At 43.6% G+C, this 22,559-nt stretch carries 21 protein-coding genes; 12 read left to right on the plus strand and 9 right to left on the minus strand.

Annotation, left to right across the window (positions count from 1 at the left end):
• Window positions 1-64 precede the first annotated feature (64 nt).
• Together glmM and EQO05_RS02725 are read left to right on the plus strand one after the other, a co-directional pair.
• Window positions 65-1,423: a phosphoglucosamine mutase gene (gene glmM, locus EQO05_RS02720; RefSeq protein ID WP_128503521.1), complete on the plus strand. Its 1,359-nt coding sequence runs from the start codon at window positions 65-67 to the stop codon at window positions 1,421-1,423.
• A gap of 191 nt (window positions 1,424-1,614) precedes the next feature.
• Window positions 1,615-1,827 (plus strand): hypothetical protein, encoded by a 213-nt coding sequence (locus tag EQO05_RS02725; protein ID WP_128503523.1) that lies wholly within the window; start codon window positions 1,615-1,617, stop codon window positions 1,825-1,827.
• Here the strand turns inward: EQO05_RS02725 and EQO05_RS02730 are convergent.
• The 4 genes from EQO05_RS02730 to EQO05_RS02745 form a co-directional block, all read right to left on the minus strand.
• Window positions 1,817-2,392, minus strand: coding sequence for a flavodoxin family protein (locus tag EQO05_RS02730; RefSeq protein ID WP_128503525.1), 576 nt, complete (start codon window positions 2,390-2,392; stop codon window positions 1,817-1,819). The two genes, EQO05_RS02725 and EQO05_RS02730, sit on opposite strands and share 11 nt — an antisense overlap.
• Before the next feature lie 150 nt (window positions 2,393-2,542).
• On the minus strand, window positions 2,543-2,968 hold the full coding sequence (locus EQO05_RS02735) for a putative quinol monooxygenase (protein WP_240664297.1): 426 nt from the start codon (window positions 2,966-2,968) through the stop codon (window positions 2,543-2,545).
• On the minus strand, window positions 2,910-3,431 hold the full coding sequence (locus EQO05_RS02740) for a nitroreductase family protein (RefSeq protein ID WP_128503527.1): 522 nt from the start codon (window positions 3,429-3,431) through the stop codon (window positions 2,910-2,912). The genes EQO05_RS02735 and EQO05_RS02740 overlap by 59 nt, the downstream gene beginning before the upstream one ends.
• Window positions 3,432-3,522: 91 nt before the next feature.
• Window positions 3,523-4,080: a flavodoxin family protein gene (locus tag EQO05_RS02745; RefSeq protein ID WP_128503529.1), complete on the minus strand. Its 558-nt coding sequence runs from the start codon at window positions 4,078-4,080 to the stop codon at window positions 3,523-3,525.
• Window positions 4,081-4,283: 203 nt separating this feature from the next.
• Between EQO05_RS02745 and EQO05_RS02750 the strand changes: the two genes are divergently transcribed.
• From EQO05_RS02750 to EQO05_RS02760, 3 genes are all read left to right on the plus strand, one after another.
• Window positions 4,284-4,652 (plus strand): helix-turn-helix domain-containing protein, encoded by a 369-nt coding sequence (locus EQO05_RS02750; protein ID WP_128503531.1) that lies wholly within the window; start codon window positions 4,284-4,286, stop codon window positions 4,650-4,652.
• A 459-nt stretch (window positions 4,653-5,111) separates the two neighbouring features.
• Window positions 5,112-6,473 (plus strand): hypothetical protein, encoded by a 1,362-nt coding sequence (locus EQO05_RS02755; protein WP_128503533.1) that lies wholly within the window; start codon window positions 5,112-5,114, stop codon window positions 6,471-6,473.
• 601 nt (window positions 6,474-7,074) lie between these two features.
• The gene (locus EQO05_RS02760; protein WP_128503535.1) at window positions 7,075-9,399 is read left to right on the plus strand and encodes an ATP-dependent DNA helicase; all 2,325 of its coding nucleotides are present in this window, start codon (window positions 7,075-7,077) and stop codon (window positions 9,397-9,399) included.
• Window positions 9,400-9,599: 200 nt separating this feature from the next.
• Here EQO05_RS02760 and EQO05_RS02765 read toward each other — a convergent pair whose 3' ends face one another.
• Window positions 9,600-11,975 carry a PKD domain-containing protein gene (locus EQO05_RS02765; RefSeq protein ID WP_128503536.1) on the minus strand — a complete coding sequence of 792 codons (2,376 nt, stop codon included), beginning with the start codon at window positions 11,973-11,975 and terminating at the stop codon, window positions 9,600-9,602.
• A 788-nt stretch (window positions 11,976-12,763) separates the two neighbouring features.
• Between EQO05_RS02765 and EQO05_RS02770 the strand changes: the two genes are divergently transcribed.
• The 5 genes from EQO05_RS02770 to EQO05_RS02790 all read left to right on the plus strand — a co-directional run bounded on the left by EQO05_RS02770 (window position 12,764) and on the right by EQO05_RS02790 (window position 16,933).
• The gene (locus EQO05_RS02770) at window positions 12,764-13,258 is read left to right on the plus strand and encodes a GerW family sporulation protein (protein ID WP_128503538.1); all 495 of its coding nucleotides are present in this window, start codon (window positions 12,764-12,766) and stop codon (window positions 13,256-13,258) included.
• 141 nt (window positions 13,259-13,399) lie between these two features.
• Window positions 13,400-14,242 carry a DUF2953 domain-containing protein gene (locus EQO05_RS02775; RefSeq protein WP_240664298.1) on the plus strand — a complete coding sequence of 281 codons (843 nt, stop codon included), beginning with the start codon at window positions 13,400-13,402 and terminating at the stop codon, window positions 14,240-14,242.
• A 34-nt stretch (window positions 14,243-14,276) separates the two neighbouring features.
• Window positions 14,277-15,242, plus strand: a complete 966-nt coding sequence (locus EQO05_RS02780; RefSeq protein ID WP_128503542.1) for a beta-ribofuranosylaminobenzene 5'-phosphate synthase — start codon at window positions 14,277-14,279, stop codon at window positions 15,240-15,242.
• On the plus strand, window positions 15,239-16,249 hold the full coding sequence (locus EQO05_RS02785) for an NOP5/NOP56 family protein (protein ID WP_128503543.1): 1,011 nt from the start codon (window positions 15,239-15,241) through the stop codon (window positions 16,247-16,249). Before EQO05_RS02780 ends, EQO05_RS02785 begins: the two co-directional genes overlap by 4 nt.
• Window positions 16,250-16,933 carry a fibrillarin-like rRNA/tRNA 2'-O-methyltransferase gene (locus tag EQO05_RS02790; RefSeq protein WP_128503545.1) on the plus strand — a complete coding sequence of 228 codons (684 nt, stop codon included), beginning with the start codon at window positions 16,250-16,252 and terminating at the stop codon, window positions 16,931-16,933.
• 3 nt (window positions 16,934-16,936) lie between these two features.
• Here EQO05_RS02790 and tsaA read toward each other — a convergent pair whose 3' ends face one another.
• Both tsaA and EQO05_RS02800 read right to left on the minus strand, forming a co-directional pair.
• On the minus strand, window positions 16,937-17,359 hold the full coding sequence (gene tsaA, locus EQO05_RS02795) for a tRNA (N6-threonylcarbamoyladenosine(37)-N6)-methyltransferase TrmO (protein ID WP_128503547.1): 423 nt from the start codon (window positions 17,357-17,359) through the stop codon (window positions 16,937-16,939).
• Window positions 17,352-17,936 (minus strand): FmdE family protein, encoded by a 585-nt coding sequence (locus EQO05_RS02800; RefSeq protein ID WP_128503549.1) that lies wholly within the window; start codon window positions 17,934-17,936, stop codon window positions 17,352-17,354. The genes tsaA and EQO05_RS02800 overlap by 8 nt, the downstream gene beginning before the upstream one ends.
• An 857-nt stretch (window positions 17,937-18,793) precedes the next feature.
• Between EQO05_RS02800 and EQO05_RS02805 the strand changes: the two genes are divergently transcribed.
• Window positions 18,794-19,582 carry a winged helix-turn-helix domain-containing protein gene (locus EQO05_RS02805; protein ID WP_128503551.1) on the plus strand — a complete coding sequence of 263 codons (789 nt, stop codon included), beginning with the start codon at window positions 18,794-18,796 and terminating at the stop codon, window positions 19,580-19,582.
• Between the two features lie 70 nt (window positions 19,583-19,652).
• On the plus strand, window positions 19,653-20,576 hold the full coding sequence (locus EQO05_RS02810) for a ribose 1,5-bisphosphate isomerase (RefSeq protein ID WP_128503552.1): 924 nt from the start codon (window positions 19,653-19,655) through the stop codon (window positions 20,574-20,576).
• A gap of 79 nt (window positions 20,577-20,655) precedes the next feature.
• Here the strand turns inward: EQO05_RS02810 and EQO05_RS02815 are convergent, their stop codons facing one another.
• Window positions 20,656-21,318, minus strand: a complete 663-nt coding sequence (locus EQO05_RS02815; protein WP_128503732.1) for an ABC transporter ATP-binding protein — start codon at window positions 21,316-21,318, stop codon at window positions 20,656-20,658.
• 94 nt (window positions 21,319-21,412) lie between these two features.
• Complete coding sequence (locus tag EQO05_RS02820) at window positions 21,413-22,528, minus strand: ABC transporter permease (protein ID WP_128503554.1); 1,116 nt, start codon at window positions 22,526-22,528, stop codon at window positions 21,413-21,415.
• Window positions 22,529-22,559 lie beyond the last annotated feature (31 nt).

Here is a 22,559-nt window from a genome sequence, read left to right on the forward strand (position 1 = left end):
AATAAAAAGTAAATTTGCCTCAATGGCATAATTCTCATTCAAATCGTAAAGATGGAGACCTTACATGGCATTATTCGGAACTAATGGTGTACGTGGTATCGCCAATGAATATATAAATCCAGAGCTTGCAGTCAATTTAGCCAGAAGCCTTGGTACATATATGGGTTCGAAAGGCACGGTTGCTATAGGTTGTGATACACGGATTTCCGGGCAGATGCTGAAATCCGCTGCAATTGCCGGGGCTCTTTCAACGGGTCTGAACGTAATCGATGTCGGATTTGTTCCTACTCCTTCTATTCAGTATTATGTGCGTGACTTTGCCGATGCCGGGATCGTTATTACCGCATCACACAATCCAAGACAATATAATGGAATCAAATTAATTGCCGGAGATGGCACAGAATTCCCCAGGGATGGAGAAAAAGAGATCGAAAAAATCTACTTTTCAGGAGAATATTCCATTGTATCCTGGGAGAATACCGGCAGTTTCAGAACCGATCCGGGGGTCAATGACTACTATATCAAAAATGTTATCAAAGCGGTTGATGCTGAGACCATACGCAGCCGCAGATTAAAGGTAGTTGTTGATACTGGCTGTGGGGCAGGTTCGCTCACTCTTCCTTTCCTGCTAAGGGAACTGGGCTGTAATGTGTTGACGCTTGGAGCTCAACCCGACGGGACTTTTCCCTGGCGGAATCCCGAACCGACACCCGATGCTTTAACCGAACTCTCCATGCTTGTAAAGATGACCGGAGCCGATCTAGGAGCAGCTCATGACGGGGACGCGGATAGGATAGTTTTTATGGATGAAAACGGAGAATTTCTTAATGAAGAAGTTCTGCTTGCCATGATGGCAAAATATATGCTTGAATGTGAAAAAGGGCCTTTAGTAACTCCTGTTAGCTCTTCGCAGCGTATGGCAGACGTAGCAAAAGATGCAGGCGTCGAACTTTACTGGACAGCGGTTGGCTCCATCAACGTCGCCCGGAAAATGATGGATGTAAATGCGGTCTTCGGCGGTGAGGGCAATGGAGGTCTTATTTTCCCCAAACATCAGTATTGCAGGGACGGAGCGATGGCCTGTGCCAAAATCCTTGAAATCCTGGCTAAAGGATACAGGCTTTCCGAACTTTCAAAAAGCGTGCCTGAATATTTCAACGCAAAAACCAAAATTCCTTCTGTAAATACCCAGACTACAATGGAAATAGTAAAATACGAAGCCTCCGGGCTTGGGCTTAAAATAGATACTGTCGATGGGATCAAAATCTGGTACGAAGACGGCTGGGTTCTCATACGCCCCTCGGGCACGGAACCGATCTTCCGAATCTTTGCCGAAGCAAGAAAACAGGAGAGAGCCGAAGAACTCATGCAGGCAGGTCTGCAAATGGTCATAACAGCAGAAAAAGCCTCAATTCCCAAATAAACAATGAATATTTTTGTAAACTGATATACAAAACACAATTCCAAACAGAAAATTCAAAATTAACTCCCTGTGACCACGGAAAACAGCTACATCAAAAAAGCTGTACCGTGCTTTTCTCTTTCGGCTTTTCATCCTCTCGCCTATGTAATTTACTCCATATCGACAATTACAGCGGCCAGGACTGAAAAGGTATGCGTAAACTATTGTTCCGCGACCGTTGTGCCGCGACCGTTGCGCCGGTCGATCACGCCGATAGTGACGTTTTCGATAAATCAGGGTTTTTGATAAAACTTTTTTTGAAAAAGTTTTCGCTCAAGCCTTTTCTCAAAAGGCTTGCGGTCAAGGATTTTTTGAAAAGGCTTGCGGTCAAGGATTTTTTGAAAAAGTTTGTGGTTATGCATTGAGTTTCTTCAAAAGCCAGGCCATATTCTGGGCCAGAATCTGCATGGTCCGGATGCCTTCTTCGTCTTTCTCAACATCGCCTTCGGAAAGCCCAATTCCCATATTCCAGTAGCTTGATCCCGGGATTATCATCTGGGAAATTGTGAAGAAATGGTTGATGGAGTCGAAAACATGAACCGATCCTGCCCTCCGAACTGCAACGACTGCTGCTCCTACTTTATGCCTGAACATCTCGTTGTTGGCTTTGGCAACGAAACCTGCCCTGTCGATAAGAGCTTTAAGCTCGGGAGTCAGGTCTGCAAAATAGGTAGGTGAAGCCAGAATTATTCCGTCAGCCTCGAGCATTTTTTCAATGCATTCGTTGACTATATCCTTATCAATTATACATTTTTTATCTGCATTTTCAAAGCATTTCGTACAGGCAATACAGCCGTGAATTGTCTTCCCCCCGACCTGTAAAGTCTCAGTTTCGATGCCTTCTTTCTCAAGTTCTTCGAGAACGTACTTTATAAGAGCAGCCGTATTTCCTTCCTTTCTCGGGCTTCCATTAAATGCGACAACTTTCATTTTCCTATTCCTCAAAACACTATTTTTATTCTTTTCATCGTTTCCTTTCAGGCTTGTATCGAGCTTGATACTGTTTTTTCCAGACGTTTTGGAAGCAGTGTTAAAAATGAAATGTAGAGACCACATCTGGATAAATTACAGCTAGATAGATTATAGAGACCTCCGATATATGTTAACTTCAGTTTCCTTCTCAAGGCATTCTGAAAGCAAAGGAAATATCTCCCTGAAGTGATTGGAATTTAAGTGCTTACCAAGGCTGCTTTCATCTTCCCATTCTTCCAGGAACGTCAGGATTCCTGAATTTTCCAATTCCTGATGCAGCCCGTAATCTATGCAACCCTCTTCTTTTAATGTTGCCTCGACAAGGTTTCTACACAAGCCCATGAACTTCTGAACCTTTTCAGGTTTGACATGGTTTTTTGCAACCACTCTTATTGTCAATAAACCACCAGCTTCTAAACAAAGGTATTCTACTGGATTCCCGCATTTCACGTACTTTGAACCTGTTTTTATGGCTTCATTTTCTCTGGCCGTACCTGTTGTGGTAAATTTTCTCTTCTTTATACCGGTTCTCAAGTTCCGGTCTCTGGTCAGGATAACCTATTGGTACGAAAGCCAGAGGAATTACATGTTCAGGCAGTCCGAAGGCTTTCCGGAAACCTTCAATCCGGTCCTTCATCGGATAAATCCCTGTCCAGACTGCTCCAAGCCCGGCAGCATGAGCCGCAAGCAGGAGATTCTGTGTAGCTGCCGAGCAATCCTGAACCCAGTATCCGGGAGCCTTTTCAAGCGTAATATCTCCACAGACGAGGATTGCAAGAGGAGCTTCCCGGCACATAGCTGCATAGGGACTGAAAGTCGGAACTTCTTCAAGGAGCTTCCTGTTATCGACAACAATAAAGACCCAGGGCTGGGCGTTGACCGCAGACGGAGCGCTCATGGCAGCCCGGAGTATTTCGGTAACAAGCTCTCGCGGAACAGGTCGGTCTGTGTATTTTCGAATGCTTCTCCTGGTGTGGATGGCTTCAAGAATATCCATGCGGTGCCTCCTTCCCCTTTCTAAAAAATAAATATAGAAGTCCACGGGATTCTTTCCCCGGGCTTCTTCAGCTTTTCCTTCCTGTTCTTCTTTATCTGAACAGGTTAAAGCCTGTGGTTTTTGCTTTTTCCATAAGCTCAGTATTGTTCTTTACTTCTCCCGGAGCGTGATAACCAATCCCCAAAAGGGTATCCTTTACGTCCATGCACATGAAACTGGAAATTTGCCCTCTGAATTCCTCGTAGACTCCTTTAAAAGCTGCAGGATCAGGAGCACCCTGAGTCCCTATAATTACAGCTTTTTTCCCGACAGGAAGGCGGGGGGAGAAGTCCGCGTTTATAAGGGAATAGCATCGGTCAAGGAAAAGCCGCATCTGGCCTGAAAACTGGGCAAAATAAATCGGAGCCCCAAAGACAATGCCATCAGCTACTTTCATTTCCTCAAACAGCCCTGCAAGGTCATCTTCGAGTTTGCATCTGTCATGGCTCTTGCAGTAGTCGCAGGCCTGGCAACCCCTGTAATTCATTTCGTTTAAAAGAAAAGTTCGGGTTTCGGCTCCTGCTTCGGCTGCCCCTTTGAGTACCTCCTGTACAATGGCATTTGTATTTCCGTTCTTTCGGGGGCTTCCTACAATACCTATAACTTTCATTCTCTTGATCCCTCTTATTCTTTAAACCGTATCTTATCTGAGTTAGTTCCCGTTGAATCATTACCGGATCAGGTTTTGAATTGACGCCGGATTCTTCTTTTTTAAGCTAATTTATTTATTCGTATCTAATTTGCAGCAACTATACTTATATACTATACATACAATCCGGGTACTAACTAACAAAATGGATACTATGAGCACATATGGCAAGTGGGATACAGAACAACAAACATTACCAGTGTCCTGTGGAAGCAACCCTTGAGGTAATCGGGGGCAAATGGAAGCCAGTCATTCTCTGGCAGTTGAGAACCGAAAAATTGCGTTTTTCAGGGCTCCAGCAAAGCATGCAGGGCATTTCTCCTAAAATGCTTACGAAACAGCTCAGGGAACTTGAGGGAAATGGGCTCATTCTCAGGAAGATTTATCCTGAAATCCCACCCAGAGTTGAATATTCTCTAACCGAATTTGGCAAAACCGTACTTCCGGTTCTGGATGCTCTTTGCAGATGGGGAAACGAGTATCTCGGAAGGGAATGCACACTGGATAAACAACAACTGCCTGATAAAAAATAAATTGAGATCTCTGGTATCAGGTTTTGATGCTGAGAAAAATGTGCATCTTCTAATTTTTCTGTAAAATACAGATCTTAAGAAATTTTTACTTAGTAAATCCCGTATTTGGAGATTTATTTTTCCCTAACTCACAAAACTTGATAACAAATCTACGACATATTCGCGATACTGCTGGATCATTATTCTATACAATTTAATTTATTAATTCCTTTTATCTCTAATTTTTAAAACATTTTTATTGTACATATCTTGCAAATTTTATCTTGTTATTTTGGAACAATTGGTATCGCAAAATCAGAGTTAATAGTTTTCTTGAACGGTTAAATTAATATCAAAGAGTCGCAATTTAATACTCAAAATTAAATTTTGACAAGGTGATTTTTTATAGCTGAGGGTAAAAAGTCCGGGTTACTTGGAAACAAATGCCAGGCAGCCTCAGAAATATACGCGCTGATGTTGATGGTTTTGATTACGATCATACTTGCTTCGTCAATAATGTATCCTTTTATCCCGGAAAGTCCTCCCATTGCAAATCTCTTTATCGAAGCCCATAATTTTACTCAAAGTGAGATGGTATCAAGCAATGAGACGACATCAGGCAATGAGGCAGTTCCTGGCGATTATCTACTAGAGGCTTCTTCAGGTTCTGGGGGCAGTATTTTTCCCTCTGGAAGGATATATGTGCCCGCCGGTAGCAACGCACCTTTCAATATGACGCCTGCTGCCAATTATAAAGTTCTTGACGTGCTGGTGGACGGGGCATCCGTAGGGCCAGTCTACCAATACACCTTAAATAATGTGTCCTCCAACCACAGTATCTATGTGAGTTTTACCGTGGATTTCACTGTAATAAACAACAATACAGTAGTACCGAAGGGGAATTTTACGGTCAATGCAACTGTACTTGGGTCTGCGTTTACGAGGGACATTTGGGAGGACGGTCATTGGGAGAATGGTCATTGGGTAAAGGGTCATTCGGTAACGGTACCGTTTCCGGTTACATGCCGCTTTAGGTTAGGAGACTATCCTTACAATCCCTGGGGAGATTACACAAATCCGTCTAAAGGAAATATTAATGATGGAAAAAATCCTCGCTTCTGGCAGTCTAACAACACTTCTACGGCAAATACGTCTGTAATGGTTGAAGCTTGCTCTTGGGAATACAACCAAAATAAAAAAATTCTTGAAGTTAACACTTCGATTAATTCGCCCAATTTGAAAGTTCTTAAGAATAGAGACAATGTTCCTAATATCCCCGGATTTCAAGACCAAGATTCAATTGAAGACTTTGTAATGAAATATACTAATAATGGGAGTATCAAGCTCAAGGAAAATGAAGCTATATATCTTTTTGAGCTGGGCAATACAGACCTGAAAAGTGCTGGTGCTGATTTTCAAGATCTTGTCATTTTGATTTCAATAAAAGGAGCAGATATCCCACAGTCTGAAGTTGTATCTCAGGATGAGGTTTACCCGAGTGAAACCTTGGATGAAACTTCGAACGAAGCCTCGGATGGAAACCCGAACAAAATTTCTAATGAAATGACTCTCAAACTCGTAATCGAGCACCGTGGAGGAGATACAATTAATTTCAAATCCCCTGAGGAGACAAGGGTTATACTTCAGAAAGGATATGATCAACGTTATCTTAATTTTACGGAGCTTGGAATCTTCAAAAGCGGAGATCGAGCTACTTTGATCCCTAAAGAGTACGGCACTAATGAAAAGCTTAATTTTAGTCAAGGGGATCAATTATTCATTAAAATAATAGATGTCCCAAGTAGATCTTTAATCTACTCCAGAAGTACTACGATTAAATGAAATCTATTAATGGGGCTGAGTCTAAGAAGCTCAGCTCAAAAAAAATAATGTTTGCTTGTGTCAGATTGGCTGCGAGCAGAATGCTTATTTTTCTTTAGAAGCATACATTTCAAAAAGATGGTAGTTTGAAAATCCTAAATTAGGAAAACGGAATTATACTTAATGCATAAAAATTAACTTTAAATTTACAGAAAATTAGTAACAGTGCTGAAATATGCCACGATCTCGAAAATAGACTAATTAGAGAATAGATTAATAGTATAAAGAGCAGACCACATAAACATTGATTTTAACTGGTAGTTTTGTCATTTTACCTTGTTGTGAGTTATCCGAGTAATCTTAGAAAGGTTTTAAATAACAAACACCACACAACAAGTAAAAGTAAATCCTATTTGTATTTTATATTAATACTGGGTTCTACTTTTATTCGGAAGGTATGACAATTAGAGAATTTGCCTACGCTAGTTTATAAAAGTCAGCATTATTTCTTTAACAATATTTTCAGAAGGAATCTAACCTTTTGAAAACTTAATTTCTAAACTATCGGCAAACAGGAAGGCACTGAGAACATCGGAAATCCGAGAGATACCAGGTTACACGTATGACGCAGAACAACGGATATATGCGGTATTTTACAAAACAAAGTTGCTATCCTAACCAGGCAGAAGCTATGGAGAAAATTCATTCGGCTATCCTGAAGGAGAAAATCGTTCTCTTTGAGGGGGCATGCGGGACAGGCAAGACTTTGAGTGCACTTGCTCCTGCCCTGAACGTGGGAAAAAAATTTAATAAAGTAGTTATTATAGTCACCAACGTCCATCAGCAGATGGTTCAGTTTATACATGAGGCAAGAGAAATCTCCCGGAGCAATGACATAAAAACTATTGTTTTTAAGGGAAAGACTTCGATGTGCCCCGAAAACCTTGATTACGAGGAATGCAGGCTTAAAGGTGAAAACACCTATGACCTCCTTGATCTTGAGCGAGAAGTCTCCTCAAAGGAAAAAGAAATAAAGGATGCCTACGAAAAACACAAGCGGACAAAAGATCCTGCCCTTTATGCCCTGAGAAATGAGCTTGAAAAGGAACTTGAAGAGGTCAGGAAGAAAGCTCAGACTTTGAGGAATAATTCCTGCCCGAAGCTTTACGAAGTCCTGAAGTTTGAAGGCAACAAATTTCCCACCTGGCTTTTTTCCGATGTAAGGAGCCCGGAAGAAGTGCTGGAATATGCAGAAGACCGGGACATGTGCGGGTATGAGTTGCTTAAAAAGGAACTTAAAAACACCGAACTCCTGATTTGTAATTTTCATCATGTACTCAATGCCGAAATCTTCATGACCCTGCTTAAATGGCTTGAACGCGACCCTGAAGATATTATCCTTATTTTTGACGAAGCACACAATATCGAAGCTTCTGCTCGCTCCCACTCTTCAATAATGCTCTCTGAACTCACGATTGAAAAAGCTCTTTCGGAAGTAGGCGAGACTCCCGAGTATGACAATTCCCCTTTCTTCAGGGCAGCGGCTGGTTCTGGAACCGGCATTCCTCTTGACCAGGACTATGCAGCCCGGATGTATGCGAAAAAGTTGTTTACCTGCCTTCTGGCCGCCCTCAGGGGCACATATGACTCAAAGCTGAAGTTCGGGGAAAGGAACAAGCTTGGAAAGAACTGGCAGGATATTCAGATAAGTGACCCCTATGAACGCCTTGACATCCTGAAAGCCAGATTTCTGCGGGATGCAGTAAAGGAAGGTTTTGGAGATGAAGAAAAAGTGCTTATCCGGTTACGCGAGATTGGCGAGTTCGGAGGAAGGCTGGAAGAAATTTACGTGGAAAACTACAAAAAGGGACTTCTTCCTGTCCCTAAACGCTCCCAGATCCGGTATGTTGCCGATTTTTTATCCTCTTACCTGGTGCTTTCGGACAGACAGAATTACTATCCTATTCTGAACGTTCGCAGGGATTTCAAAAGCGACAGGATAGCCGGCAGGATCGAACTCTTCACATGCATTCCTAAAAACGTGACCCAGCCTTTGCTAGATTCCATTTATGCGGCAGTGCTCATGTCGGCTACACTCCGACCCTTTGAAATGATTAAATCCACGCTTGGCATCTCAAGGGAAGTGGAAGAGATCTCCTACGGTACTACCTTTCCCAGGGAAAGAAGGATTACACTTACGGTCTCAGTCCCCCCCCTTTTTGCAAAGAACCGGGACAGCCCGGAAACGCTTGAGAACCTGAAAGAAGCCCTGCTTTCAGCCACTGTTGCATCAGCCGGAAATGTAATTATATATTTCCAGAGCTATGCTGAAGCGCTCCGTTATTCCAAACTCCTTGAACCTGAGCTTTCTATTCCTATTTTCCTTGATGAGACCGGGGTTTCAGCCCAGAAAATCCGCGAGGAATTTTTCAGAATAGGAGAGCAGGGAGGAAAAGCCTTGCTTATAACCTATCTCTGGGGAACATTGAGTGAAGGCGTCGACTTCAGGGATTCCAGGGGCAGGACAGTAATTGTGGTTGGAGTGGGATATCCGGCTTTAAATGACCGAATAAAGGCTGTCGAATCTGCCTATGATACGATCTTCGGCTGTGGGGAAGGCTGGGAATTTGCGGTCCAGGTTCCGACAATCCGGAAGGTCAGACAGGCAATGGGAAGAGTAGTACGCTCTCCGAAAGACTATGGAGTCCGGATTCTCCTCGATTCCCGCTATCAGGGTTCTCAGGCACGTAAGTTAGGCAAATTTTCAGTTTTTGACTATTTTCCGCCTGAGGAGAAAAAGGAGTTCATTGATATTGCACCCAGGGAAGTAGGAGGTCTCGTAGAAGAGTTTTTTGCGCATGTTACGTCGAGTAATCTTGAGGAAAAAGAACCTGAATCCCAGGCTCCAGGCCAGCTGGATTTCGGAAGCCTTGCCGAAAAACTCTGATGTCCCTTGAGCAGAGTAATTTAAAATCAGGCAGTTTGATCGAGATAAGTGTTTATAATAGCTGTTTAAGTATCTCGCAGCCATCCGGGAACTGATACTTTATTTAATAAATAAGAGTTGCCTGCCGTTCATATTTTGAACTTCAGGCATTAAATTGTTTATTAAACAGGTCTTTGCAACCTTGTTTCTAAAGCTTTCACTTATACCATTTTTATATAATTGGCTCTTGTTTTCGTACCGGTACCGGCTGCGTTACTTGCTTTAAGCGTTACTGAATAGGTTCCTGCTTTTAAATAAGTGTGTTTTGGTTTCTGTAAGGTAGAATACGTTCCATCTCCAAAACTCCAGTTCCATGCAGTAGGCGTATTTGTACTCGCATCGGTAAAAGTGATGGTAAGAGGAGCTGTTCCTGAGGTCCGTGAGCCCCAGAAGCTTACAACAGGTATTGTGGCATTCGTTGTACTGTTCGCTGTTGCTTTTATGTAATTTGATTTTGTCACTGTATTATTGCCTGCAGTGTTGGTTACTGTAAGCGTTACCGTGTAATTTCCGGCTGTCGAATAGGTATGGACAGGATTCTGGGTTGCTGAAGTAGTCCCATCTCCGAAGTTCCAGCTCCATACTATTGGTGAACCTGTACTGCTGTCAGTAAAGGTCACACTCAGGGGCGTATTTCCGGAAGTCGGGGACGCCGAAAATGCAGCAGTTGGTATCTGCGGAGAGGTTCCTGTCACTTTTATGTAATTCGCTCTTGTCTTCGTACCAGTGCCGGCTGCATTACTTGCATTAAGGGTTACAGTGTAATTTCCTGCAGTTAAGTAAGTGTGCTTTGGTTTTTGTAATGTAGAATATGTTCCGTCTCCAAAATTCCAGTTCCATGCAGTGGGGGTGTTTGTACTTGCGTCGGTAAAAGTAATGGTAAGAGGAGCCGTTCCTGAGGTTTGTGATCCCCAGAAGCTTACAACCGGTTTTGACAACGTTGTTCCCACCGATATATGCCCTGTTTTTGTTACGGTATTACTGCCTGCCGCATTGCTTACCGTAAGCGCCACGGTATAGTTTCCCTGCGTGGAATAAGTATGTGCGGGATTTCTATCCGTTGAGTATGTTCCGTCTCCGAAACTCCAGCTCCATGAAGTTGGCGTTCCTGTGCTTGTGTCAGTAAAACTTACACTCAGGGGTATATTTCCCGAGGTTGGAGATGCCGTGAATGCAGCTACCGGGGTTTGTGAAGCCGTTCCCTGAACTTTTATGTAACTGGCTTTTGTCTTTGTATTACTGCCTGCGATATTACTTACCGTAAGCTTTACCGTATAGTTTCCCGCTGCTGAGTATGTGTGCTTTGGGCTCTGTACTGTTGAATATGTCCCGTCTCCGAAACTCCAGTTCCATGCAGCAGGCGAGCCTGTGCTGTTGTCCTTAAAAGTCACATTTAAAGGCGCGTTTCCTGAAACCGGGGACCCCCAGAAATTTGCAACCGGCAGAGAGGTGGCTCCCACTTTTATATATTCGGCTTTTGTTACCGTGCCAGTACCCTGGGCATTGGTTGCTGTTAGCGTTACTGTATAATTTCCTGCAGTTGAGTAAGTATGCACCGGATTCCGTTGTGTTGAATTCGTTCCGTCTCCGAAACTCCAGCTCCATGAAGTTGGCGTTCCTGTGCTTGTGTCAGTAAATAGAACACCCAGAGGCGCATTTCCCGACGTTACATTGCTGCTGAAGCTTACGACAGGTTTCTGTTTTAAAGCTGCCAGAGGCATGTAGTCCGAATAAACGCTGCCTGTTATATTGTTATATGCAGAATCGGAGATCCCATCCCCATCTCCATCTACCGTAGTTTGGGAAAATCCTGTACCATCGGGTTTTGCCCAGAAATTGCCTCCGATATACGGGCCGCCAGCGATATTCGTACCTGCAATCTTCCTGGTATTGTTATAAGCATTCCCTATCCCGTTTTTAATGCTTATGTTGTTTTCATTAAAGTAATTGTCATAAATACGGTTTCTGTCACTTTTTGGGCAGATATAAAACCCCAGCACACTGCTGTATTGAGCAATATTGCCTGATAATATATTATCGTCCGAGCTGCCAAAGTAAATTGCTCGGGCGTTGTTATTAGCCGTGTTTCCTGATATGGTATTTTTTGTAGATACCCCGAGCACAATCCCGTATTCCTTATTATTCGTAGCTGTGTTTTTTGAAATTTTATTTTTTGTGGAGCTTGAGAGAGAAATTCCACGTGAGTTATTCAAAAGTTTGTTATTCTCAATAGTACAGTTACTGCACGAGGACAGGGCAATTCCTGAGTAGCCGGATCCGGTTGCTCCAATTGTCTTGAATCCGGTTACTTTTATATTGTCTCCTCGCAGGATGAGTACGTTGGCTGTTGACTTTCCTGCCTTAAGTACTGTATTATCAGGATTTCCGGATTCTGACCTGATTATAATATTATTTTTGGTTACGTTAATATTACCGGTATATGTTCCGGGTTTTACGGTTATCACATCACCTGGACTTGAATCATTCACAGCGTTTTGTATCGAATTTCCTGGCTGGATAATAATCTCAGTCGCCATTCCGGGACCTGATATTAGTGCTAAAATGAGAAAAGCGGCTAATAAAGCGGTTAATTTATTTATTTTAATCCCTCCGTCCGTTAAAAGAAGCTCTGGGCAAGACTTCTACTACTCTCAATAAAATCTATACCGGATGCCCATCGAACGTACAAGTGTAAGATGTGCACTTATTCAAGGAATTTATCCGTCGATAGCAAAATTTTTTAATTAGACCAATTTTACAGGTGAAAATAAGTATAAAACAATATAAATATGCTGATTCTATATGATGCTTAAAATACAATGGTCTATGAGTAAAAAATTCTTAACTTAGTTTACCTGCATAAGGGAAGTTGAGACTTCTTAGCCCGATTGAGCTTATTTTCTCCTTTTAAGGCTTTGAATTTTTTAATTAGAAATTGCTGATTTTTTAAAATGGATAGTAGCATTAGCATAGCTAGAGAATAATTTCCAGTATCTGCCCGGAAATCAAAATGGCAGTTGAGAATGAGAAGAAGATAACTAGAAAAACCGGATATAAAAAATGAGGCCAAGAATCTAAATTTCAATAGACTGTTTTATATGCTAATACGTATAAAAGATAACATAGCGTTTTAGCCCATAAGGCAGTAATTTTTTTTCTGAAATTAGATCTGCCTATAAGCTAGTCGACGCAGAAATAGCTAAATATGAATTGATCAGAACTTAATTTATCTGGAATTCGATTAAATTCGATTAAAAATAAAAAATTATAGAAAACCTTTATTATCTTTATAGACGAAACAATATACAAAAAAGGGGATGGAACGTTGGGTGTAGAAGACACTATCAAAGAAATTGCAGGCGAACTTGAGAGAATCGCGACTACCAAAACCGTAGTAGGGGAGCCTATTACTGCTGCCGGGAAAACAATTATTCCTATTTCGAGAATTAGTATGGGTTTCGGAGCAGGTGGAGGGGAGAGTAAGAAAAATACTGATTCTGGATATGGAGGAGGCGGTGGTGCAGGCGCGAAGATTGAGCCTGTGGCATTCATAATGCTTTCTGAAGAAGAAGCCAGGATTTTCCGGGTCTCGGAAAGAGGCGATACCGGATCGCTTATCAGTTCGATTCCTGACCTTTTGCCCGAGATTATGGACAAACTAAAAGGCATGAAGGGCAAGAAAAAAGAAGAGAAATCCGAGGAAACGGTATTTAAAGAACGGGAAGTTACGGAAAAAGAAGTTCTGGAAAAAAAAGTTCCGGAAAAGGGAGCCGTAGCGGGAACAGAAATCAAGATTGAAGAAGGGAAATGTGTTCACTAAATTTTCCGGAATCTAAGCCCTTTAAAGGGAATTCCAGGAATCGAAGCTAAGAAGTCCGGGCTTTCAGGATAGTCAGGACTATCCTTTTTCCCGAATCTGTTTAATATGCTGGTAACCACCATTCTCCTGCTGGTCTTTCTATTGATTTTATTCGTTCTTCTTACAGCAATAGGCTTCACCTTCAAGCTTAAGGTTCTAAGCCTGGAAGAAAAGAAAGAACTCAGAGGTATATTTACTGTAAAATGGCTGCTCTTTTCCCATACTTTTTCAGTCGAAGAACCCGGGGAAAGAGAAAGCTCTCTTGAAGGGACTGAAATCTCGATTGAAGACGGAATAATGAAAGGGGGGCAAGGCGAAGTCGGTCCGGGGGAAACTCAAAAGATACGAGCCGATACAGAAACACAGGGTAAGGCTAAAATATGGGAAGAAGGGGGGACTGAAGAAAGAAGACTGGAAGAAGCCAGAATGGAAGTAGATGGGGGTAAAGGGGAAAGAATAAGCGATGATAAGAAAAAAAGAGGGATAATTTCAAGGATAAGAGGAAAAAAGGAGCCTGAAGCAGAAAAAGCTCCAGAGACGGGGATGAGCTTCAGGGAAAAACTTTACTGGGGCATGGAGGCATTCAGATCCCTTAGAAAACCTCTGTTTCGTCTAATTTCCGATCTGTTGAATGGGATAAAAATCAAGCGTCTGGAATCTTATGTGGCTTTTGGCCTTTCCGATCCGGCAGACACGGGCATGCTCTGTGGGTTTATACATTCCATTGCCGGATTGGCTTACAGCCGATGCAGGCACTGCAGTTTTTCAATTAATCCTGTATTCATGGATCCGATGGTGGATTTACGGGGGAATATGGAGATTCGCGTAAGAATATATTCTCTTATTCTCCCAATGCTTAAATTCATGCTAAATCGGAAAACTTTATCTTTTACTTATTCGATTATTAAGGAAAAGGTTTGGGGGAAGTGGAAGTCCCACTCCTAAGCTTTATGAATAGGTAATGAGGATACAGATAAACATGATTAAAGTAGTGTCTCCATCCAGACTGCATCTTACCCTGATAGATCTCAATGCAGAGCTAGGAAGGGTTGATGGGGGAGCGGGAATCACCCTAGAATCTCCCAGCCTGGAAATTTCTGCAACTGAAGCTGATACTATCGAAGTCATCGGTGATCCTCTTCTCGCAGACAAAATGCGAAAAGCTGCACAGGCTCTTCTGCCGGCAGGAAAAGGAATAAGGCTTCATATTGGTCATAGCCTTCCCGATCATGTAGGGCTCGGTTCCGGAACTCAGGCTGCACTGTCAGCAGCAGCAGCCATAAACAGAATCTATGGACTTGGCAAAAGCGTTCGGGAACTTGCAGTTACGGTCGGCAGGGGCGGCACTTCCGGGATCGGAGTCGCAGCTTTTGAAAACGGCGGTTTTATTCTGGATGGAGGGCACAAGTTCAGGGATAAGGGTGCGTTTTCCCCTTCTGCGGCAAGCCATGCCCCTCCGGGCCCTGTTCTGTTCAGAAGTAACTTTCCTGATTGGCCTATTGTTCTTGCAATTCCTGACAGCAAAGGGGCTCATGACGCTGTAGAAGTAGATCTTTTTAAAAAGTTTTGTCCAATTCCCCTTGCCGAAGTTCAGGAAATCTGTCATGTAGTCCTCATGCAGTTGCTTCCTGCACTTGTGGAGGAGGATCTGGAAAATTTCGGCAGGGCAATTAACCACTTCCAGACTGTAGGCTTTAAGAGACGGGAAGTCGAACTTCAATCGCAGCCTGTGCTGGATATCATGAGATACATGTGCGACAATGGTGCAAGTGGTGCTGGAGTCAGTTCCTTCGGACCTGTAGTTTACGGAGTTGTCGGAAGTCCCGAAGAGGGCAAAAGACTCCAGCAAGAAGTCCAGCGCATGCTTGACGAGTCCATTGGTGGAAAAGTCCTGCTCACAAAGGCAAGAAACCGGGGTGCGGACATCTTCGGGGGACCGGATTGAAAATCAATACCTGGTTTGGAGTTCTTGAAACAGGCAGGACCGGAGAGATTCTGGAATCCAGGCTTCTTTCAAAGGACATTCGGGTACTCGCCCTGCATTCTCTTTCTTTAAGGGACAGCAGGTCGGACCTTCCTCCTGAAAGATTTGATCCCAAAGCTGCAGCTCTGGAATGTGGATTTGTAGCATCTTCTGCCGAGTATTACTCTCTTTTACACGAAGTTACCCTGGAAGCTGCAAAACACCAGGTTTCAAGCGCTCTTACTCCTGACCAGCGAATTATTCAGGCTGTAGAAGCCCTGGACGATATTAATGAAACTACGAATTCTCTCTCGGAAAGACTTTCCGAATGGTATGGAGGCTATTTCCCTGAAAGCGGGCTAGGCGGGGAAGACCTTGCACTTTTTATCGTAAAGTACGGTTCCCGTGAAAATGTCGGTTCTGAGGACCCGCTTCATTCTAAAGCCAGAGCCTCGATGGGTGCAAAACTCGAACCCGCAGATGAAGCACTACTTATAGGTTTCGCAGAAAGCGTATGCAGCCTCTATGAGCGTAGGCGGCAGATCGAGGTTTATATCGAAAACAGCATGGAACTTATTGCGCCGAACCTGAAACTTATTGCAGGCCCAATGCTCGGGGCAAGATTGATAAGTCTGGCAGGAAGTCTCGAAAAACTTGCTGGGTTTCCCTCCAGTACTATACAGGTTATAGGCGCCAGTAAAGCTCTTTTCAAGCATCTCAGGTCTCGGGCTCCATCTCCGAAGCACGGGATCATCTACAGCCATCCTTTAATAAATACCGCACCCTGGTGGGTAAGAGGAAAGATAGCAAGGGCAGTTGCATCAAAGCTCTCCCTTGCTGCGCGCATTGATTTCTATTCAGGGGAAAGAGACCACTCTCTTCCGGAAAAGCTTGAAACTAAAGTCCTGCAGATAAAGACTTTGAATCCCAGACCTCCTCAAAAAAAGCAGGAAAGCGGGGCAAAGCTAAAGAAAAAGAGGAGGAAATAAATGCCTGAAGTCAAAAAGCTGTCGGACGGGGTCTTTGAAGTTATAAAAGACAAAAAACAGCTCGCTACAAGGAATCTTGATCCTGGAGAGACCGTTTATGGAGAGAAACTAATTCCGGTTGAAGGGATAGAATACAGGACATGGGACCCTCGCAGGAGTAAGCTTGGAGCCATGATTCTGAAAAAATTCCATATCCCACTTAAGGAAAATTCGAAGGTGCTTTATCTCGGGGCGGCTTCGGGTACAACGGTCAGTCATGTCTCTGATATCGTTTCAGAGGGTGCAGTTTATGCCGTTGAGTTTGCCCCGAGAAGCATGAGAGATCTTATAGGACTTGCATCAAGGCGGAAAAATCTCCACCCTATTCTCGCTGACGCGGGAAAACCGGACAGTTACTCCCATCTCGTTGAGCCTGTGGACCTTATCTTCCAGGACGTTGCACAGCCCAACCAGGCCGAAATAGCTGCACGAAATGCTATTCGCTTCCTGAAAAAGGATGGACATCTCCTGCTCTCAATCAAAGCGCGGAGTATCGACACCGCAGCAAACCCCAGAGAGATTTTTAAGGAAGAGGTAAGAAAACTCGAACAGGCTTTTGAGCCCGGATTCGAGATTCTCAATGCAAAGGACCTGGTGCCCTATCAAGAAGATCACCTTGGAGTCCTTGCGAAGTTTAAAAAATAATACTCAATCCTTTTCCTCAATCTCTTTTAAGTAAGGCTTGATATCCAGTACAGGCGTACCATTGATTGCATCGAGGCCTTTCACATAAAGCACGTTGCCTTCTACTTTTACAAGCTCTACAAGAGTAAGCCCTATTCCGTTAGGGCGGAAAGGACTCCGGCTTGCAAAAACTCCTGCCATCTCCCCGTCATAACGACGACGACTAATTAGCTTATACCCTTCGGAGCGGCTAAAGTAAAAAAGTATGTAGAGCTTTTCAAGCTCTTCTACCCGGTAAAGTCCGTCTGTCAGTTCGTTTTTCAAGATGATCTTCGAAACCTTCTCGTAGATCTCTTCATTGAATACCGGTTCAAAGTAATCATTTTCCACATAGCCTATAGGGTTAAACTCTATCTTTTCGGGAAATTCTTCAGGACCTTTATTCATCTTTTGCCTCAAAACAGGGAATACAAACAATTTCTCCATTTCTTACCCTGCCCAGAGGTTCCATAAAGCCTTCCCCGCAGCTACTGCAGATAAGGGTTGGGTAAATTATGGCTTTTTCAGGCGGTTTGATTTCCACTTCCCTAACCCAGAAAAGCTCTTCCTCTGGCATTTCCAGGACTCTCTGGCTTTTTGCATTATGGGATGCCCGAAACTCTTTTTCTTCTTCAGGGCTGGCAGTACCAGCTCTAAGCTTTGCAAAGAGCGCAGTATGCTTTTCGTCCTGTGGGAGAACATCGGGTCTCAGGGAAATTCTCAGGGCTTTGTTATCGCCTCTTTTGAAGAACGTGTAAACATGTTTCCCATGATCCTTGAAAATAAGGTTCCCCTTCCCGCAGGTGCAGCCGTTTATTGCCTGAATCGCATCCACGGCACAGGAACGGTTTTCTACAATTGCGACCAGTTCTTCATCTTTGCTTCGGTCTTTGAAGCGGTCAGCGGCGAGTGCTGCTATCCTATAGCCAATGGAGAGCCCGGGGCAGACATGTCCATGAAACTGTACTGCAGTATCGAAATTCAAGTTTTTGACTCCTGATCCTTGGTTCCTATTCCAATTAATTTCGTTTTAGACTCGTACTGGTAGTGATTAACTCTGGTGAAATAATTCCATATTATCCGGATACTATTTATAGATTTTTTATTCTATTAATGTTACAAAAAAGTCTTCTTGTAATAATAACAGGCTCGCCTTCGAGGTTCAGGGTTCTGAATGTTCACTGCCTCTTCTACTCCTGCTTTCTATACTTTACGGTTCTAACGGAATCTTAATCTAAATCGTAACTGAACCTCAACTCTGAATTACCGATGTGTTTGGATACTTCTGGAAAAATGCAGGTCGAATTTAACCTTTTCAGTTACGGGTTTCGAACCTGATTCGGTTCACTTTATATAGTATGAATAATGAATAACCCGTTCTGTCCAGTTAAAAGGTAAAAAAGCTTTAAAAGTAATATCTTACTGTACATACAATTCTTCAAAACGAATTGTGATAATTGGGAGCCTTTTGCCACCTCTGATAGGCTCCCAATCGCGTGATTCAACCCCTACGATTAAGAGAAAAAACCCCTTAACTCTTAATCGTTGACTTCCTCTTTATGTTATAGAGGTATATAACCTATACGACTTTGAAATTTGTCTTGCATTAAATTATTTAGCCGCCTCAAAATCCGGTTTACAGGACTAATAACCATCTGCTTACCCTGCGTTTTTCAATGGACTAAATAAAGTTTAATCAGCTGTAAGAAATCTATGGTTTAACCTTATCTTAATATTTATTTTAGGCTTCTATCAGGTTCCTGTTTATAGCTGGTCTCCGGAATAAATGAAATTGAAAAATGAGGAAGATATTTATTAAGTAGCTGCATATATAACAAAAACATGGACAGCCAGCTTCTGGAATTGATTTTTCTCTCCGAAAAAAGGAAGGATCTTATTTTATTTTTGAAGGAAGAGCCAAAATCGATCTCAGAGATTAAAGAAAGCTTGAATGTAGGTCTGGTGGCAATTCTTCCTCAATTAAAAAGGTTGAGGGAAAACTCCCTGGTCTCAAAAGCAGGCGACGTTTATAGTCTGTCTCCTCTCGGGATAGCGGTAGCTGGCAGAATGCAGCCAATGATAGATGTCCTGAACGTCTTCGGAAGTAAATATGAATACTGGGAAAACCATGCGGTGGAATCCATACCCGATCCTTTGCGGAAGCGGATAGGCGAGCTGGCTAACTGTACTTTTTCGGAACCTCCTGACAGGACGCGCCTCTTTGAGCCTCACAGAGAATTTGTGGAAAACCTTATGAAATCAAAAAAAATAAATGGCATTGCCTCAATCTTTCATCCTCTCTATCCATCTCTTTTCCTTGCTTTTGCAAAGAAGGGGGCTGAAATCTCCATCCTGGTAACTCGACCTGTTTATGAAAGAACAAAAGAAGAATATGGAGCCGAGCTAAGCGAGTTTCTTAAATTCGAGAACGCCAGTTTTTACGTTTGCAATGGCAGAATAGAACTATCCCATGTAGTTACTGACAGGTTCCTTTCTCTCACCCTGCCTTTTTCTGACGGTACCTTTGACCATAAGGAAGATGTCCTGTGTTTCGACCCGGTAGCCCTCAAGTGGGGAGAAGACCTTTTTGCCTACTACAAAAACGTTTCTGACAGAATAACCGAAATCTAGTTCCTGTTAGGGCAGATTTCAGAACAGCCGGAAGATAGTTATAAATTACACCCTCGCTATCTTTTATACCATGCAAAAAGTTCAGGAAACCGCAGAAAAAATCCGGACAATGGAAATCCGGGGCGCAGGCAGGATTGCAAAAGCTGCTGCTGAAGCTATCAGAGACTATGCCGCAGGACTTGATACAGCTTCAATGGAAGAATTCAGTGCCAGGATAAGAGAAGTTTCAGACTTCCTCATCAGTACTCGCCCCACCGCCGTTTCTCTTCCAAACGCCGTAAAACTCGCTTCAAGATACTCTTCGGGAACTGTGGAGGAAGCAAGGCAGGAAATCATTGAAAATGCAAACCTTTTTATCGAAAGAGCTGACAGGGCCCTTGGGAAAATCGGGAAAATCGGGTCAAGAAGAATTCAGGACGGGGACGTCATTATGACCCACTGCAACTCTCATGCCGCTCTCTCTATCATCACGACAGCCTTTGAAGACGGAAAGGACATCTCGGTAATCTCAACCGAAAGCCGCCCCAGGTGTCAGGGCTTGTTGACAATCCGCCATCTTAACGATTTCGGGATTCCCACAACGCTTATCGTGGATTCTGCGGTGCGTTACTACATGAAAGACGTGGATAAGGTCGTTGTCGGGGCTGACGCGATTGCAGCCAACGGCGCCCTTGTAAACAAGATAGGAACCTCCCAGCTTGCCCTTGCCGCCCATGAAGCAAGAAAAAGTTTCATGGTCGCTGCCGAAACCTTCAAGTTTAGCCCGAGCACGATTGTCGGAAACCCCATAGAAATCGAAGAAAGGGCTGTAGATGAAGTCGTAGACCCTGCAATCCTGAAAGAGCTTTCCCACGTGCAGGTAAGAAATCCGGCTTTTGACTTCACTCCTGCCGAATACATAGATATGATCGTAACCGATATAGGAATCATCCCGCCTGCAATGGCATATACCGTTATAAAAGAGCATCTTGGTTGGGAGCTTGGAGAGATCTGAAAAACAGGTAAATTTTAATTTTTAAACAAATTTTGCTTCAGTTAGCTTTTAATCACTTTTCCAGTGCCTTAAAGTGCTTTTAATAATCTTTGATAACCCCGTCCGTAATCCTGAGCACCCTGGAACATTCTTTTGCAACCTCGGGGTCGTGTGTCACAACAAGAATTGTCTGTCCTTTTTCACTCAATTCTTTAAATGTCCGCACAATCGAGTCCCTTGTTTTGCTGTCCACCTCACCTGTGGGCTCGTCAGCCAGAATAACAGCAGGCTTATTTGCAAGTGCCCTTGCAATAGAAACTCTTTGCTGCTCCCCTCCTGAGAGTTCCGAAGGCTTATGGGAAAGACGGTCTCCGAGACCAAGTTTCTCGAGCAGCGCCTTTGCCCTTTCTTCCCTTTCTTTTTTCGGCATTCTGGAAAAACGCATAGAAAGCTCCACATTCTCAAGGGCAGAAAGAGTAGGAATGAGGTTATAGTGCTGGAAGATAAAACCGATTTTTTCCCTTCTCACGCGGGGAAGCAGTTTTTCAGGCACAGATGTAAGGTCTGTCCCGTCAAGAATAATTCTCCCTTCAGTTGCTTTTTCAAGTGTGCCTATAAGGGCGAGAAGGGTAGATTTTCCGGAACCTGAGGGACCCATTATCGCAAGCAATTCCCCTTTTCTCACGGTTATGCAGGCACAGCGCAGGGCATGGACAGAAATTTTGCCCTGGGAATAGGTTTTAGAAAGGTTTTCGACCTGCATTATAATCCCCGCGCCTTCGTTCCCCATATTGCCTCTGTTTTCTTCCACTTTTAGATTTCTCGGGATAACAAGACCTTCTTCCTCGGTTCCGGTTTCAGGCATGCTTCAAAGCCTCCATCGGGCTCATTTTCGAGGCTCTATATGCAGGGTAAAGCCCTGAAAGAGCACCTATCAACAGGGCAAAAAGCATGGCAATTATAAGCAGCCTGGGCGTTATCAGAAAAAGCACTATCCTCGTATTTGCAAGCCAGGCATTCATAATGTAAACAGCCCCGGTACCTGCAAGAATTCCCAGAATCCCGCCGAAGAGCCCCATAACAGAGGCTTCCCCAAGCGTAAGGAGCAAAATATCCCGAGTTTCGGCTCCTATGGCTTTCAAAATCCCGAATTCCCTTGTCCTTTCGGCAACGGACATAAGCATGGTATTCATCACGCAAAGCCCGCCTATGATTGCTGCAAGCAGACCTGAGCTGATAGTGATTACGCTGAAAATCATAAAGGACTGACTTGCCTGCACTTCAAGCTCGCCGGGAGAAAGGGTACTTGTGCCTTTAACGCTGAATTCTATGCGTTTGGAGAGAATTTCGGCATCCACCCGCTCATCGGGCACTGCAAAGATATAGGAAACCGAATCTCCAACATTATAAAGATCCTGTGCGGTCTCAAGAGGTATGATTACCGCATTGTCGAAAATTGAGCCGGTGTAATCCAGAATTCCTACAACGGTAAAGTACTTGTCATGGATCTCAAACTTGCTGCCTATTTTGAGTTTATATTCCCTCTGTATATTGCTCCCGACAACAACATTATAGGAATCCCCTGGATTAAGGAAACGGCCTGTCTTCAGCTCCACAGGATTAAGAGCAACACTGGATTTCTCCGGGGGGACACCCAGGATCTGCTTCCCGGTCATTCCCATTTTATCCTCATCAAAAGTTGTCATTAAAAGCCCATAAGCATCTTCCACCCCTGCCACCCGGAGCACGTCGCTTACCTTATCGTCCGTGAGCCCACCTCCAAAGACTCCGCTTTCGGCAAAAACCCGGATTTTGTCGCTGGTTACGCTCATGGAACGTTCAAAAGTCTGGTGGAAGTTTTCGGACATAGCCCCCATAACTATAACTGCAAAAATTCCAAGGGCGATCCCGCAGACTGTCAGCCCGCTCCTGACTTTCCTGTTCATTATATTTCGGATGATAAGGTCAAACATGATGGTCCTGAATTCGAATTTTATAAAGTTT

It is taken from the genome of Methanosarcina sp. MSH10X1, assembly GCF_004099695.1.
Classification (GTDB): Archaea; Halobacteriota; Methanosarcinia; order Methanosarcinales; family Methanosarcinaceae; genus Methanosarcina.